Origin of the sequence: Runella limosa DSM 17973 (assembly GCF_000482465.1) — a bacterium.
Lineage (GTDB): Bacteria > Bacteroidota > Bacteroidia > Cytophagales > Spirosomataceae > Runella > Runella limosa.
The window spans coordinates 20,634-34,623 of record NZ_AXVJ01000068.1 but is presented as its reverse complement, the minus strand read 5'-3'; the positions used below and the strand labels follow the sequence as shown (position 1 = coordinate 34,623).

Genomic DNA, 13,990 nt, shown 5'->3' with positions numbered 1-13,990 from the left:
CTGGCTCCATGATTTTTGATGCTTTCCCATTGAATCACAAATTTAAAAGTTATACCCTAATTTGTGTCCAACTTTTTAGCGGGCTAGATTCAGACTTTCCAAGTTTTTATACTCCCCTTTTCAAACTTGGAAAGTCTTGTTTTGGGACCGAGTTAGACTTTCCAAGTTTTTATACTTCCCTTTTCAAACTTGGAAAGTCTCGTTTTGGACTCAATCAGACTTTCCAAGTTTCGATATTACTCAAAAAGTCTGAAAGAAAATTTGCGTAGCTAAATAACTACATATATATTTGTAGTCAAATAACTACACAATGAACCTACGAAGAGATGTTTTTCAGGCCATTGCCGACCCTACTCGCAGAGCCATTTTGATGTTGGTTGCTTCGCAGGCCATGACTGCGGGAGCCATTGCGGCCAATTTTGACACCGCGCGCCCTACCGTTTCCAAACATTTACAGATTCTTACCGAGTGCGAACTGCTGTCGCAACACCAAAACGGTCGAGAGATTTATTACCACCTCAACCCACAAAAGATGAAAGAAATTGCCGACTTCATTGAACCTTTCCGCCACTTTTGGGACGACCGATTCAACAAGCTAGAAGCCATCATGAAAACCTATCAAGCCAATCAATAACTCCTGATGGAAACAAAAACCAACGTCCATGCCGAAGAAGGGAAGCAAGAAATCCTCATTACCCGAGTGTTTGATTTACCCGTTGAACTTCTTTTTAAAGCCTACATGGTTCCTGAAATCGTCGAACAGTGGATGGGAACGAAAGTGCTCAAACTAGAAAATTATGCGCACGGTGGATACCAGTTTGAAACCACCGACCCGCGCGGCCACGTCCATCGGTTTAGTGGAGTCGTACACGAGTTTTGCCTCAATCAAAAAATAACTCGCACGTTCGAGATGGAAAATACCGCTTTTCCCGTGCAGCTTGAATTTTTAGAATTTGAAAAACTCACTGAAACAACCAGCAAACTGACGATGCACATTGTTTTTAAATCCATCGCTTCTCGAAATCAATTGCTACAAATGCCGTTTGCGATGGGCATCAACCTCGCTCACAACCGATTGCAGGCGTTTTTTACCAACTAATTCATTTTCCAAAAAAACAAAAAACAGCATACACATGAACAAGCAATTACCCCAAGAACGCCGTGAAGCGCTAATAAAAACGTTGAACACTCGTTTTGAAAAAAACAAAATTCGCCATGCTGGGATAGAATGGTCAAACGTACTAGCCAAAATTGAGGCGAACCCTGACAAACTGTGGTCGCTCAATGAAATGGAAGAATCCGAAGGCGAACCCGACGTGATAGGCTACGACGCTGCGACCGATGAGTATATTTTCGTTGACTGCTCGGCTGAAAGTCCCAAAGGACGCCGTAGTTTTTGCTACGACCGTGCTGCCCTCGACGCCCGCAAAGAACACAAACCCGCCAATAATGCGTTGGAATTTGCGGAAGAAATTGGGATTGAACTTTTGACGGAAGAACAGTACAAAAATCTCCAGTTGCTTGGGAAGTTTGATACCAAAACTTCCAGCTGGATTCAAACGCCTACCGCTATCCGCAAACTTGGCGGGGCTCTTTTCTGCGACCGCCGCTACGACCACGTTTTTGTGTACCACAACGGCGCCGAATCGTATTATGCAGCGCGCGGATTTCGGGGTTTGTTACGAGTCTAAAATATTTTACACAAAAGTCGATGAGAATTTTAATTTCTTTGATTGTCTTTGTTAGCTACATTGGTACAGCCTACACGCAAGAAATGTTGGAAACCAACAAAGCGCACATTCGTTTTTTTATTGACTGTATAAAAAATCAGAAAAAGGAAAAACTGGCCGATGGAGTAAGTTATCCGCTCAATAGGAACTACCCTCTCCCACCGATTCGCAACAAGAGCGAATTTATCAAACGCTACCATGAAGTGTTCGATGCTGCGTTTACTCAAATGATTTCGAAATCAAACCTTTCCAAGGACTGGGCAACTGTGGGATGGCGGGGAATTATGTTTTCCAATGGAAAACTCTGGCTAAACGAAGATGGGGATTTGCGGGCGGTCAACTATTCATCAAAAATCGAAGAAAGCAAAAGACAGGCACGGATTGAAGAAATTCGCACTACGCTTCACAGCAGTTTGAAGGAATTCGACCAACCCATTTTAGTTTTTAAAACCAGTAAATTTCTTATTCGGGTCGATCAAATGAAAGACAACACCTACCGTTATGCTTCTTGGACATTGCCCAACAAAATGAGTTCTAAACCCGACATCATCATCCCCAAAGGTGAGTTTTTGGTAGATGGAACAGCCCAAGAACCCAACTACCGATTCAAGAACAAAGAGTTTACCTACGAGTGTTCATTTAATTCCATGAGTGAGGAGCTACCCCGCTATTTTGTGCGAATTTTTAAGGGGAAAAAAGAAATTTTATTTCAGAAAGCGAGTTTACTTTACTAATCCCAATTTATCACTACAAATGTTGCGCCTCTGCCGAGGCTATCTTGAATTACTACAAATGTTGCGCCTCTACTGAGGGGCTACTTTGAGTTCCTCTAGAACTTTTGCTTTACTACTGAGTACACGGATGGCACGGATTCGACACGGTTTTTGAGGATGTAAAAGTATTCGGGCATAGTACGACAACAGTACCTTTTGGGAATTTTTACGTCCCAAAATAAAAACGATGAAAAGGCGAATTTTTCTAAAAAGCATTCCTGCTTCGCTCTTGGCTTCCTCCTATTGGACGACTGCCTGCCAAGCAGAAAATGGTATCAATCCTGCCGATAAAACAGTCATCGTGATTGGAGCGGGTATTTCGGGTTTGGCAGCAGCCCAAAAACTACAAGAAGCAGGTTTTAAGGTGAGCATCTTGGAAGCACAAGACAAAGTGGGTGGACGAGTGCGCACCAATCGTTCGTTAGCGATTCCGTTTGACGAAGGCGCCAGTTGGATTCATGGCATCGACGGCAACCCCATCACCACGCTGGCACAAGAGGCAGGCATGACGACGTTTCAGACGCTTGATGAAAGCATGAAATCGTACGACATTGGAGGAATCACCCGAAAAACCTCCACCTACGACTCAGCCGAAGACGAGTTTTATACTGTCCTCGGTTCGATGATGAAAAAGGGTAGCGACAGCCAAAGTTTTGAGCAAGTATTTAATCAGCTTTACCCCGAAAAGAAGAACGATCGCCTGTGGAAGTTTTTTCTTTCTACCTACCTCACTTTCGACACAGGTGATTTAAACACGTTGTCATCAACACTTTACAACGAGGGGGAAGTATTCGAGGGTGTAGAAAAAATCGCTACCAATGGCTACGACACCGTTGCTACTTATTTAGCCAAAAACCTGTCTGTGAGCTTCAACCAACGCGTTTCGGCCATTGATTACAGCGGGGCAACCGTCAATATTACCCACAATAACACCGTCACTCCAGCCGACTTTGTGATTGTTACTGTGCCACTTGGCGTATTAAAAAACAACAAAATTGTTTTTACCCCCAGTTTACCTTCTGCCAAGCAAACAGCCATCCAGAAAATAGGTATGAATTGCGTCAACAAGTTTTTATTGACGTGGGAAACCGCTTTTTGGGACGACGTTCAGTACATTTCGTACACCCCCGAACTACGCGACAAGTTTAATTATTTTGTCAACGTCAAAAAGTTTCAACCGACTACCAACGCCCTCATGACCTTTGCCTACGCCGACTACGGGTGGCAAACCGAAACCATGACGGATCCTCAAGTCACGAGTGAAATTATGGGGCACCTAAGGGACATCTACGGGTCGTCGATTCCTAACCCAACGCGTTTGCTCCGTACCCGATGGAGTACCAACGAAAACTCCTTTGGCGCGTATTCGTACACCGCCGTTGGCACCGAAATGCGCCATTTTGAAGACCTTGCCGAAGAAATTGACAATAAGCTATTTTTTGGGGGTGAACATACCGAAGTCGATTATTTTTCAACTGCCCACGGTGCCTATCTGAGCGGAATCCGCGAAGCCGACAAAATCATTGCCTTACTGTAATCAGTCAATACAATATCTCCTTTCCAACCTTCTGCCAACTTGCCGCGTCTTAGAGAAAAACAACCCATTCCTTTTCTATGCGCCGCTTTGTTTACTTGATTTTTGTTAGCCTTTTCACCGCCTGCCAATCCTCTGATTCTGTGGGCACTAACAAAGAATTAACGGGAACTTGGAAGTTGATTTCCTATTGTAAATCTACAGGTACCTCAGCCTGCACCCAAACCACCGTTCCCAATGACAAGGGAGTATTTATTTCGTTTTCCAAGAAAAATGAATTTAACGAATATTACCAAAATACCCGCCCCATCGACTACAGTTTTTTGGGATGCGGAGGTGGTAGCTACGCAGTAGAAGGCAGCCAAGTGCGCATTCGTGCCGTGTGTATGTCTTCTTCTAATGGACAACTCATCGACCTTACCTCTCTCAGCCCAACTCGATTGGTGCTCAACCCTTCGGGAAGAGGGGAGTACCTTTTTGAAAAACAGTAAAACGCCATCGCCATGAAAACCGCCCTGCTTTTGTTCGTTGTAATGCTCACTTGCTGCTTTGCTTGCGAAACTTCTTCGGATGTAAAAGCCGAGCGAAAAGGCGTATGTGCACCCGTTCAACTTACCTCCAACCTCGACGCACCCACTGGTCTCGACCTTTTTAACATCCAATCCACCCAACTTTCCGACCACGTTCTCACCATTTCTTTTGCCTACGGCGGAGGTTGCGACCCCAACCACGCCTTTGCTTTGTACGTTGACCCTTCTCGGCGAGAAGACTCGAAAGGAGTTTACCGAGAAGGGCGCATCGTTTTTACCACACAAAACGCTTGCAAAAGGCTCGATTATAAAGATTTTTGCTTTGATTTGTCCACCCTGAAGAAAGAAGTCCCCTCTGGACGGCTTCGAATTCGAGGCTTAGAGCAAGAAATCACGTTTTAGGATTCATTTAGACAATCGCAGTATGTCCGTAATCAAAGCCGTCATTTTTGACATGGATGGCGTTATTATAGATTCCTACCAACGAATGAACATCACTCTTTTTGACATCAATAACGAAAAAATTGCCGTCGTGGATGCTGACAATTCTCTTATTTCAAGCGCTCAAAACGCGCTAGAGTTGCTCATGAATTGTAATTACAACTACGACACGGCCAAAATTATCCTTCGCGAAGAGCACTTTTCATCCGATTTTTTTGACCTCAAAACCAAGCTCGCAGGTGAGATTTTACAAAAATTTTCGACTTACAATGGTTATTTAGCCATCGTCGGAGATTTTACAAAATATACCAGTAGCAGTCTCAAAGACTTCATCAAGGAAAGCAATCGCTTCAAACGAATCAACTTTGTGGCAAGCCGCGAAGAAGCTTTTCGTGTTTTAACAACTTCTTTCTAAACTTGTAGCGTATTCAATTGCTTTTGCCTATGCTTACGCTACAAGCCCAACTTGCCCAGGCTTTTGGGATAGATGGCTCTTACATCGAAGAAATGTTGGCACTTACTTTTTCAAAAAAAGTGCGTCGTGGGGAGTTTTTGTTGCGAGAAGGCGAGGTTTGTACCCACGTAGGTCTGGTCATCGAAGGCGCCTTACGCACCTTTTATATCAATGAAAATGGGGAAGACATTAGCTTTTTGTTCCATTTCAACGGCCGCCTTGAACACCTCGCTTTTCTCGACTACGAAAGCGTCTTACTTGGCACTCCTACCAAACTCAACATTCAAGCCACGGAAGATTCGTTGGTATATCTCATCCACAAAAATGACCTTGCAGCGCTTTACCAGAAAAACGCGTTTTGGCAAAAATTTGAAAAACACATCGCCGACCGCGTCTATTTATCGGCCAAGCGGCGAGTGGAGGATTTACTTTATTTTTCGCCCGAAAAACGTTACCTAAACCTACTGACCGACCATCCAATTGTCTTTCAGAAATTTTCTCAAAAATTCATCGCTAGTTATCTAGGCGTCACTCCTCAATCACTCAGCCGAATCCGCAAACGCCTGACGATTAATTACCTTAGGTGAACGTTTTTTAGGGTTTCGTCTATCTACCTTTGCCCCACGGTCACGGTCTGACTGCCGTCTGACAACGCATTCAACCCATTTTTTATGAATACAGCCATTATCGGAGCGGGAATTGGTGGCCTAACCACAGCACTTACCCTCCAACAACGCAACATCGACGTCGCTATTTATGAAGGTGCTCCCGCCATCAAACCTGTAGGTGCGGGAATTATCATGGCCAACAATGCCATGCAGGTTTTTCAGCAACTAGGGATACAATCTGCCATCGAAAAAGCAGGGAATAAAATCTCTCGCCTTCGTATTACCGACCCACAGCTTCACGATTTGTCGGTGATTGATTTACATTCTTTTGAAGCGAAATACGGCGTACATAACGTGGCAATTCACCGCGGAGCGTTGCAGCAAATCCTTGCCGATGCCGTTGGTTATGAGCACATTCATTTATCTAAACGGCTTTCTCGCATTGAAAAAAACGACGATTTTACCCTCTATTTTGATGACCATACAGCCATCCAAACCAACGTTCTTATCGGAGCAGATGGGATTAAATCAGTGGTTAGGAATCAACTTTTTGAACAAAGTCAACTGCGCAACGCTCACCAATACTGCTGGCGGGGCATCTGTGAAATGGACCTCCACGAGCGCCACCACAACGCTCCCGTAGAGGCTTGGGGTAAAGGAAAACGTTTTGGATTTGTCAAAATAGGTGCCAAAAAAGTGTACTGGTACGCCCTTATCAACTCGCTTTCGTTTACGACCCACGGGGTCAACTTGGTGAATGTATTTGGAGACTTCCATCGGGATATTTTAGAAATTATCTCAAATACCCCTCAACAGCAACTCTTTGAAAGTGAAATCATTGACCTCAAACCCATTGCCAAATGGCACGCTGACCGTGTTTGTTTGGTAGGTGATGCGGCTCATGCCACCACTCCCAACATGGGTCAAGGCGCTTGTCAGGCTGTAGAAGACGCGTACGTACTGGGAAAATTGCTGGATAAGGGGTTACCGCTCGAAAAAACTTTTGCCGAATACCAACGCCTCCGCCAAAAGAAAGCACGCATGATTGTAGATACTAGCTGGCGAATGGGGCAACTTTCTCAACTCGAAAACGATTGGGGAATTTGGGTGCGGAATGCGCTACTTAAACTCGTACCGCCTATCGCAAATCAGAAACAAATGGAAACTGTTTTTCGGTTAGCAACTGTTTAGCAGAAAATATCAACCCATGAAACAACACATTGCACACCTAGCTTTGGTAGTGGCCGATTATGACGAAGCCATTGCTTTTTACACTCAAAAACTACAGTTTGATTTACTCGAAGACACCCGTCTCAGCGACACCAAACGATGGGTGCGTATAGCGCCTAAAGGTACTTCTGGGTGTGCGCTTTTGCTGGCGAAAGCAGCCAATGAAGAGCAACAAAGCCGCGTTGGTAACCAGACGGGAGGACGAGTTTTTCTGTTTTTAAGTACGGATAATTTTTGGCGTGATTATCAAATATACCTCGACAACGGCGTCAAATTCGTTCGCCAGCCCGTCGAAGAATCCTACGGTACGGTGGCTGTATTTGAAGATTTATACGGCAATTTGTGGGATTTGATTGAGCATAAATAGCTTTTTCCCCTTTCCGAAAGTTAAATCTCCCGAAAGTTCAAAACTTTCGGGAGGTGGCTACCCACGCATTTTTTGCACTACTTCTACGATGTGCTGGATAGCAAATTCTATCTCTTCCTCGGTCGTAAAACGCCCTAAACTCATCCGCAAAGACGCATACGCTTGGTCGTCGGTCAGGCCGAGAATTTTTAACACATACGAAGGCAATACCGATGCTGAGGTACAAGCCGACCCCGTCGAGACCGCCACGTCGCGTAGACTCAGCAGCAAATTTTCGCCGTCCACGTTTTCAAAACAAATATTGGTCAAATGCGCCAATCGCGACGTTGTATTCCCATTGACAAACGTTTCAGGGAGTTGCTGCAAAAGCTCACTTTCAAGCCGATTGCGAAGTATCTCCAATCTCGCTGACTCTGATTTCATTTCTTTATGCGCCAATTCACACGCTTTCCCAAGCCCCACAATCCCAGGCACATTGAGCGTCCCCGAACGTCGCCCGCGTTCGTGCCCTCCCCCATCCATTTGCGAAGCAATTTCGATACCTGAGCGCACCACTAACGTTCCTATTCCTTTGGGACCGTACAACTTATGGGCCGACAAACTCAGCAAATCTATCTCTTCCAATGGCATATCAATCGGCAGTTTTCCAACCGCTTGCGTAGCATCCGTATGAAACAAAACACCCGCTTGGTGAGCTATCTCCGCTATGGCTCGAATGGGTTGAATCACCCCAATTTCATTATTGGCATACATCACCGATACCAAAATAGTATCCGACCGCAAAGCTTCAGCCACTTGCTGAGGACTAATTAACCCATCGGCCGCAGGCACCAAATAAGTAACTTCTGCTCCTAGCTGTTCCAAATGATGGCAGGTATCAAGCACCGCTTTGTGTTCAGTAGCTACGGTGATGATATGCCTTCCTACATGGCTCTTTTTTTCAAACACTCCCTTGATAGCTAGATTATTAGCCTCCGTAGCTCCACTGGTAAACACCACTTCTTTAGGGGTTACATTTAGTAACTTTGCTATTTGTTTTCGTGCCGTAGCTACTGCTTCTTCTGCCGTCCAGCCGTACAAATGCGTCCGACTTGCCGCATTGCCAAACTGCTCCGTAAACCAAGGCAACATGGTCTCCAACACCCGCGGGTCCACGGGCGTTGTGGCGTTGTAATCGAGATACACAGGGAGTCGCATAGGGTCGTTATTTTTTTGCGAAAATAATGCCATCCTCTCGAAGGTTTACTGCTTTCAAAAGATAATTTTTGACAGGCAGTTTTGTAGCTTTGCCTCCTATGAAAACTGCGTTGGCTGTTCTGCTTTATTTGACGTTTCCGCTGCTACTGTTTTGGTGGGGATGGTTTTCGCCTTGGGTTGCGTTGATAAGTACCGTTGCGTTAGTGGGACTATTGTTTCCATTTTACCCCGTTATTGCTTCTTTTTGGAAAGAAAAACCCACCAAAACATCTTTTTTGGCCTTATTTTATTGTGGTATAGCCGCCTTTGTATGGACGTACTTGGCGGGAGGCGGAGGTTTTCGCCCGCAACATTTCGACTACTACAAACACAACCTTGTTCTCAACAACTTAGTACGGTATTCTTGGCCAGTACAGTATTCTGATGGTAGTTATTTGTGCTATTACCTGGCTTATTATTTACCTGCGGCAGCCTTGGCCAAACTAACAGGTGGCATGGCGGCCATACCTTATTACCTTTTTGGCTGGACATGGTTGGGGCTTTGGCTTGTCGTTTGGTTACTTTATCAATTAGGTGGCAAACGACTTTTGTTATTTTTTGCCCTCTTCAGTAGTCCTAATGGACTATTATTGGTTTACGAAATCATCCAATCGCCTCTTCCACTCGGTGCTGCCTTGCGGGATATATGGACGAATGACCACACCATCGAACTCATTCAATCGCCTGGAGGATTGATGTTTATCAGTCACATCGACTCGTTTTCTGCCTCCCCACAGCACGCCCTTCCCGCTTGGCTGGCTACGGCGTTGTTTCTTCGGGTTTGGGGTTTGGAGTTGCGGGTTGCGGGTTTGGGGTTTCGCGTTGCGGGTTGCGGGTTTGGAGTTTGGAGTTTGGGACAGAAACAACAAAACAGGAAACCCGAAACAGGAAACAGAAAACCCGAAACAGAAAACCCGAAACAGGAAACTGAAAACTCACAACTAACCCTTCTGTTAATAGCAACCGCCCTCTACTGGTCGCCGTTGGTGGCGGTGGGCTTTTTGCCGTTTTTGGGGTATCAGGTTTTTCAGGAATACAAGGGTCGGCGGGCAGCAGGCAGCAACCTATGGGATTCCAGTCATCTGTGGAAATTTCTTTTGATTTTAATTATTTCGATACCTGCATTTCTGTTTTTTTCGGGGCACGTTCCATTGCACGACGCGCGAGGTTGGTGGTGGAACCTGCTATCAACCCCGCATCAATTTGCCCTTTGGGGAGTTTTCATTTTCTTGGTAGTTGGTGTTTGGGCAATACTAATCATTTATTTGAAGAAAAAAGGTGCATTTTCTCCCGCTGAATTTCAGCTACTTTGCCTTTCGCTCATTGTACTTTTTGCACTCACCCTTTTTAAATATGGCCATTACAACGACTTACCTCGTCGCGCGGGGCTGCCTGCTACGCTGGTGCTTTGTTGGGGGTTAGCTCACTCTCTTCGCGCATCATTTTTCCAAGATAAATACCTTCGGGTGGGTCTCTGGTTGGTCGCGATTTTTAGTGCGTTTTTACCCTTTAAACACCATGCACTCTGGCTAACTGCACGACCGTATGTTGCCATTACCGACAAAACCATCCGCGATTTTACTCCCTATTCTATTCATTATTTAAGTCACTATCACTGGGGCGAGTTTGATGTGGTTTCTCAATACTTGGGCGCAAAAAACTCTGCGTATTTACGTCATTTTGCTCCTGCAAAACCTATCCCTCCACGACAACTAACGAAAGCGTTTTATTACTGGAAGTCTGAATTTTTGCTTTCGGACTATGAGAAAAAAGCACTTACCCAAAACGACATAACCAAGCTTTACATTCGATTTTTTGACGTGGACTGGGACCCTATCAGCAAGCAAGCGGTTCCCAAAGCCGTGGTTTATTTCAAGGAAAATCCACCCGTAGCATTCATCCCAACCGTTTTTATTACCAATCGTACCCTCGAAAAACTTTCGTGGGGTGGACTGGATGAATTAGCAAAAAATATAGCAGCGAAGGTTAACACTATTACTCAATCTACGCCCCAACTGCACACCACAGAAGAAGTTCAAATTGATTGCGATTGGTCACTTTCAACAAGACGTTCTTATTTCCAACTTCTGACCCAACTTAAAAAGCACTTACCTATCCAAACGACCCTCTCTGCCACTATCCGTTTACACCAAATCAAATTTTATCGAACCACGGGCGTGCCTCCCGTAGCACGCGGAATGTTGATGTATTACAATATGGGTGATTGGAAAAGCCCTCGCACCGAAAACTCCATTCTCGACCTCAATACCGCCAGCAGATATGCCGATTACGTCTCAGATTATCCTTTGCCACTCGACGTTGTTTTACCTTTATTTCGCTGGGCTATTTTTTACCGAAATGGTCGGCCGCTAAAAATTATTAACCACCTGTCTTACAAAGACTTTCAAAACAATTCACTATTCAAAAAAGCCCCTGAAACCAACCAATACATTGCCCTTACTAATACCCATTTATGGGGAATTTCGGTACGGCGTGGCGACCGTTTTCGGGTGGAAGAAAGTACCGTCAACCACCTTTCAATAAGTGCCCGAACTTTAGCTCAAGAAATACAAAATACTAAGCTTACCTTTGCGTTGTACCACTTAGATTCGACCAACCTCTCCCATTATGAAAGAGATTCTCTCCAACAAATTATTCAAGCGTTCCGCTAGAACTATTGCCGTTTTAATCCTTCTCGCTTGCGCGGGCGGGCCTGCCGATTTGAACGAATTTACAAGCTATTTTCTACCCGAAACCGCCACTGCCCAATCGGGTGACGGGCGCTATCACTTTACGCAACAGTTTCTGTATTTGGACGATTACAGCGATACCCTCCGTCCCGAAAAAGACATTAATGCCAAAGCCTGGGCGGCCTACGCGGGTGTGGATGAAGCCATCGCCTACAACTATTTTTATACCGAAAGTGCCAACAACTCACTTCCCAATCGGCTCATGCTCAAAGGCAACAAAGCCGCAGTGACGTATTTACAGTTGGCCAAGTCGATTGAAAAATCGTACCAACCTTCCGTTTATTCGTGGGAAGAAGGCAGTAAAGATTCGCTGGCGCTAGTGGAGGCATTTGCCAAAAGTCAACAGCTTGCCCTTAGCACCAATGATGCGTTTCTGAAAGAGCGTTATGGGTTTCAGGCGGTGAAACTGGCCATGATTTTGGAGCAGCCCGACGCCTGCCTCAAACTCTACGACGAGCTCATAAAACCCCTCAAAACCAAGACCTTTATCAGCGACTGGGCTTTTTCAAGAAAAGCAGGTGCTACCATGGCCTTGGGAGATACCGCCAAAGCTTTGTACGAATTTGCTCAATTGTTTGACCGCTGTCCATCACGCCGTCGCGAAGCCGATTTAAGTTTGCGCATCAAAGGAGTTCGTTTTCAAGAAAAAGCGTTAGACTATTGCCAAAACAACGCCGAAAAAGCCGCCGTTTACGCCATAAGCGCCATTCAACCTTTGGAAGATGGGTTGCCTATGCTCAAAAAAGTTACGGAGTTAAATCCTAAAAACGCCCTTATTGAGCTTATCACGGCCCGCGAAATCAACAAAAATGAATTTTATGCCAACGGCGAAATGCCTTACGTAGAAGATACCCTTGCCTACGAAAAACGCCGCGGTGAAAGCAAGTCGTACTTTGAGCAATTAGGGGATTTTTGCGCCGACAACGCCACCAACAAAGCCTTGAGCAATCCTTCCTTTTGGTACACTTCTGCCTCTTACGTTGCCTACGTCAACAAAGACTACAAAAAATCGGAGGAATACCTTACGCAGGCCAAAGCCGTTCCCACCCCCAACGACTACCTCAAACAACAAATGGACATTCAGGAAGTATTATTGCTGATTGCCCAGCAGGAGGGAATTACGTCCGAGTTTGAAGGCAAAGTGATTGGGATGTTAGAAAAGCTCAATAAATCGGAGAATTTCCGCATCGTTAATGCCTATACGCGAGCCTGTGGCTTGTTGGCAAAAATGTACCGTGGGCAACCTACCGAAGAAAAAAAATCAGGCGGCTGGTGGTCGAGTTGTAGTAGTAAATCATCGGGCGAAGTTTCTCCCACACATTTGGCCAAAGCCTTTTTATTGGAAGCCGCTGCAAGTTGGCAGTCACGCCCAGTTAATGCCGACGGCTACGCTCCTGCTTTTGCCACCAACTTAGACCGATACGCTGTGGAGGATAGCACGTCGATAGAAACCCTACGCGAAGCGATTTCGTACGCACAACAACCCCAATTGGATGATTTTGGCAAACGCCTCATGGGACTATCGGGGGTAAATGCTGACTACCTGAACGTTGTCTTAGGTCGCCGTCTTTTGGGAGAACACCAGTACGCCCAAGCCGCCGAAGTATGGAAAAATGTGTCAACCAAAACGTGGGCATCATCTCCTTTTAGCGATGACCTCACGGAGAATCCTTTTTATATCAAACCCGACAATGGGCAAACCCCTTCGCAATCAATAACACCTGCGGCCTTTGCGGCTCGTATGGTTCAATTAGAAACCCAAATGAAAGCAGGTGATGCTCAAGCCGCCTATTTGTTGGCCTGTGGCGCCTACAATATGGGGTATTTTGGCAACAGCTGGTTATTGCTCAACCGCCAACGCAGCAGCAGCGAATACGAATATACCTATCCTCCCCGCGATTTAACAGGCGTTGACTATTACACCTCCGCCAAAGCAAAAACGTATTTTGAAAAGGCATTACAATTGACCAAAGACCCCGAATTAGCAGCTAAAGCGGCCTTTGGTGCCTCTCTTTGCGAAGAAAGTGCCTTCTATGTCTTTAGGGCAAACGAAGGCCGCGACCTTGGTTACGACGAAGCCACCCAAGCGGCATTTAAAAAGCGAATGAACGAAGAGCAAAAGAAACGCCTAGGCAAGTACTTCGATTTACTTCGTCGCAATTATGCCAACTCTGCCTACACCAAAGAAATCATCGAAGAATGTAGCACCTACCGCGATTTTGTAGGCCAATAACGACTAGAAGCGTTTTAGGTTGAAAAATTTTTAAAAATTTTTCAACCTAAAACGCTCTGAAAAACAACAAGATACAAAAAAAGCCTCATTTTTTTGATTTTTTT

14 protein-coding genes are annotated in these 13,990 nt (G+C 45.3%); 13 read left to right on the top strand and 1 reads right to left on the bottom strand.

Annotation, left to right across the window (positions count from 1 at the left end; genetic code table 11):
* The first annotated feature begins 310 nt into the window (after positions 1 to 310).
* From K339_RS0108490 to K339_RS0108440, 11 genes are all read left to right on the top strand, one after another.
* Positions 311 to 634: an ArsR/SmtB family transcription factor gene (locus tag K339_RS0108490; RefSeq protein WP_028523224.1), complete on the top strand. Its 324-nt coding sequence runs from the start codon at positions 311 to 313 to the stop codon at positions 632 to 634.
* A 6-nt stretch (positions 635 to 640) separates the two neighbouring features.
* Positions 641 to 1,099 (top strand): SRPBCC family protein, encoded by a 459-nt coding sequence (locus tag K339_RS0108485; RefSeq protein WP_028523223.1) that lies wholly within the window; start codon positions 641 to 643, stop codon positions 1,097 to 1,099.
* A gap of 34 nt (positions 1,100 to 1,133) precedes the next feature.
* A complete protein-coding gene (locus K339_RS0108480; protein ID WP_028523222.1) occupies positions 1,134 to 1,691 on the top strand; it encodes a DUF4256 domain-containing protein in 558 nt (185 codons plus the stop codon).
* A 20-nt stretch (positions 1,692 to 1,711) separates the two neighbouring features.
* Positions 1,712 to 2,464, top strand: a complete 753-nt coding sequence (locus K339_RS32995) for a hypothetical protein (RefSeq protein ID WP_037299699.1) — start codon at positions 1,712 to 1,714, stop codon at positions 2,462 to 2,464.
* Between the two features lie 226 nt (positions 2,465 to 2,690).
* Positions 2,691 to 4,040 carry a flavin monoamine oxidase family protein gene (locus K339_RS0108470; protein ID WP_028523221.1) on the top strand — a complete coding sequence of 450 codons (1,350 nt, stop codon included), beginning with the start codon at positions 2,691 to 2,693 and terminating at the stop codon, positions 4,038 to 4,040.
* Between the two features lie 77 nt (positions 4,041 to 4,117).
* A complete protein-coding gene (locus tag K339_RS0108465) occupies positions 4,118 to 4,528 on the top strand; it encodes a lipocalin-like domain-containing protein (protein ID WP_028523220.1) in 411 nt (136 codons plus the stop codon).
* Positions 4,529 to 4,540: 12 nt separating this feature from the next.
* Positions 4,541 to 4,969: a hypothetical protein gene (locus tag K339_RS0108460; protein WP_028523219.1), complete on the top strand. Its 429-nt coding sequence runs from the start codon at positions 4,541 to 4,543 to the stop codon at positions 4,967 to 4,969.
* Between the two features lie 22 nt (positions 4,970 to 4,991).
* Positions 4,992 to 5,423: a DUF4180 domain-containing protein gene (locus tag K339_RS0108455; protein WP_229598715.1), complete on the top strand. Its 432-nt coding sequence runs from the start codon at positions 4,992 to 4,994 to the stop codon at positions 5,421 to 5,423.
* 29 nt (positions 5,424 to 5,452) lie between these two features.
* Complete coding sequence (locus K339_RS0108450) at positions 5,453 to 6,049, top strand: Crp/Fnr family transcriptional regulator (protein WP_051397885.1); 597 nt, start codon at positions 5,453 to 5,455, stop codon at positions 6,047 to 6,049.
* Between the two features lie 84 nt (positions 6,050 to 6,133).
* On the top strand, positions 6,134 to 7,261 hold the full coding sequence (locus K339_RS0108445) for an FAD-dependent monooxygenase (RefSeq protein WP_028523216.1): 1,128 nt from the start codon (positions 6,134 to 6,136) through the stop codon (positions 7,259 to 7,261).
* A 16-nt stretch (positions 7,262 to 7,277) separates the two neighbouring features.
* Positions 7,278 to 7,667, top strand: a complete 390-nt coding sequence (locus K339_RS0108440) for a VOC family protein (protein WP_028523215.1) — start codon at positions 7,278 to 7,280, stop codon at positions 7,665 to 7,667.
* Positions 7,668 to 7,724: 57 nt separating this feature from the next.
* On the opposite strand, the gene K339_RS0108435 is transcribed toward K339_RS0108440, so the two are convergent.
* The gene (locus tag K339_RS0108435) at positions 7,725 to 8,864 is read right to left on the bottom strand and encodes a cysteine desulfurase family protein (RefSeq protein WP_028523214.1); all 1,140 of its coding nucleotides are present in this window, start codon (positions 8,862 to 8,864) and stop codon (positions 7,725 to 7,727) included.
* A 98-nt stretch (positions 8,865 to 8,962) separates the two neighbouring features.
* Here K339_RS0108435 and K339_RS35835 point away from each other — a divergent pair, with 98 nt between their 5' ends.
* Positions 8,963 to 11,575, top strand: coding sequence for a hypothetical protein (locus K339_RS35835; RefSeq protein WP_051397884.1), 2,613 nt, complete (start codon positions 8,963 to 8,965; stop codon positions 11,573 to 11,575).
* Entirely contained in the window at positions 11,532 to 13,886 is a 2,355-nt protein-coding gene (locus K339_RS0108425; protein ID WP_028523213.1) for a hypothetical protein, read from the top strand. The genes K339_RS35835 and K339_RS0108425 overlap by 44 nt, the downstream gene beginning before the upstream one ends.
* The last annotated feature ends 104 nt before the right edge of the window (positions 13,887 to 13,990 follow it).

Bases quoted from the DNA above. Each gene is read 5' to 3' on its own strand.
- K339_RS0108470 (WP_028523221.1), top strand. From the start codon at position 2,691: ATGAAAAGGCGAATTTTTCTAAAAAGCATTCCTGCTTCGCTCTTGGCT.
- K339_RS0108465 (WP_028523220.1), top strand. From the start codon at position 4,118: ATGCGCCGCTTTGTTTACTTGATTTTTGTTAGCCTTTTCACCGCCTGC.
- K339_RS0108480 (WP_028523222.1), top strand. From the start codon at position 1,134: ATGAACAAGCAATTACCCCAAGAACGCCGTGAAGCGCTAATAAAAACG.
- K339_RS32995 (WP_037299699.1), top strand. From the start codon at position 1,712: ATGAGAATTTTAATTTCTTTGATTGTCTTTGTTAGCTACATTGGTACA.
- K339_RS0108485 (WP_028523223.1), top strand. From the start codon at position 641: ATGGAAACAAAAACCAACGTCCATGCCGAAGAAGGGAAGCAAGAAATC.
- K339_RS0108490 (WP_028523224.1), top strand. From the start codon at position 311: ATGAACCTACGAAGAGATGTTTTTCAGGCCATTGCCGACCCTACTCGC.
- K339_RS0108450 (WP_051397885.1), top strand. From the start codon at position 5,453: ATGCTTACGCTACAAGCCCAACTTGCCCAGGCTTTTGGGATAGATGGC.
- K339_RS35835 (WP_051397884.1), top strand. From the start codon at position 8,963: ATGAAAACTGCGTTGGCTGTTCTGCTTTATTTGACGTTTCCGCTGCTA.
- K339_RS0108440 (WP_028523215.1), top strand. From the start codon at position 7,278: ATGAAACAACACATTGCACACCTAGCTTTGGTAGTGGCCGATTATGAC.
- K339_RS0108460 (WP_028523219.1), top strand. From the start codon at position 4,541: ATGAAAACCGCCCTGCTTTTGTTCGTTGTAATGCTCACTTGCTGCTTT.
- K339_RS0108425 (WP_028523213.1), top strand. From the start codon at position 11,532: ATGAAAGAGATTCTCTCCAACAAATTATTCAAGCGTTCCGCTAGAACT.
- K339_RS0108435 (WP_028523214.1), bottom strand. From the start codon at position 8,864: ATGCGACTCCCTGTGTATCTCGATTACAACGCCACAACGCCCGTGGAC.
- K339_RS0108445 (WP_028523216.1), top strand. From the start codon at position 6,134: ATGAATACAGCCATTATCGGAGCGGGAATTGGTGGCCTAACCACAGCA.
- K339_RS0108455 (WP_229598715.1), top strand. From the start codon at position 4,992: ATGTCCGTAATCAAAGCCGTCATTTTTGACATGGATGGCGTTATTATA.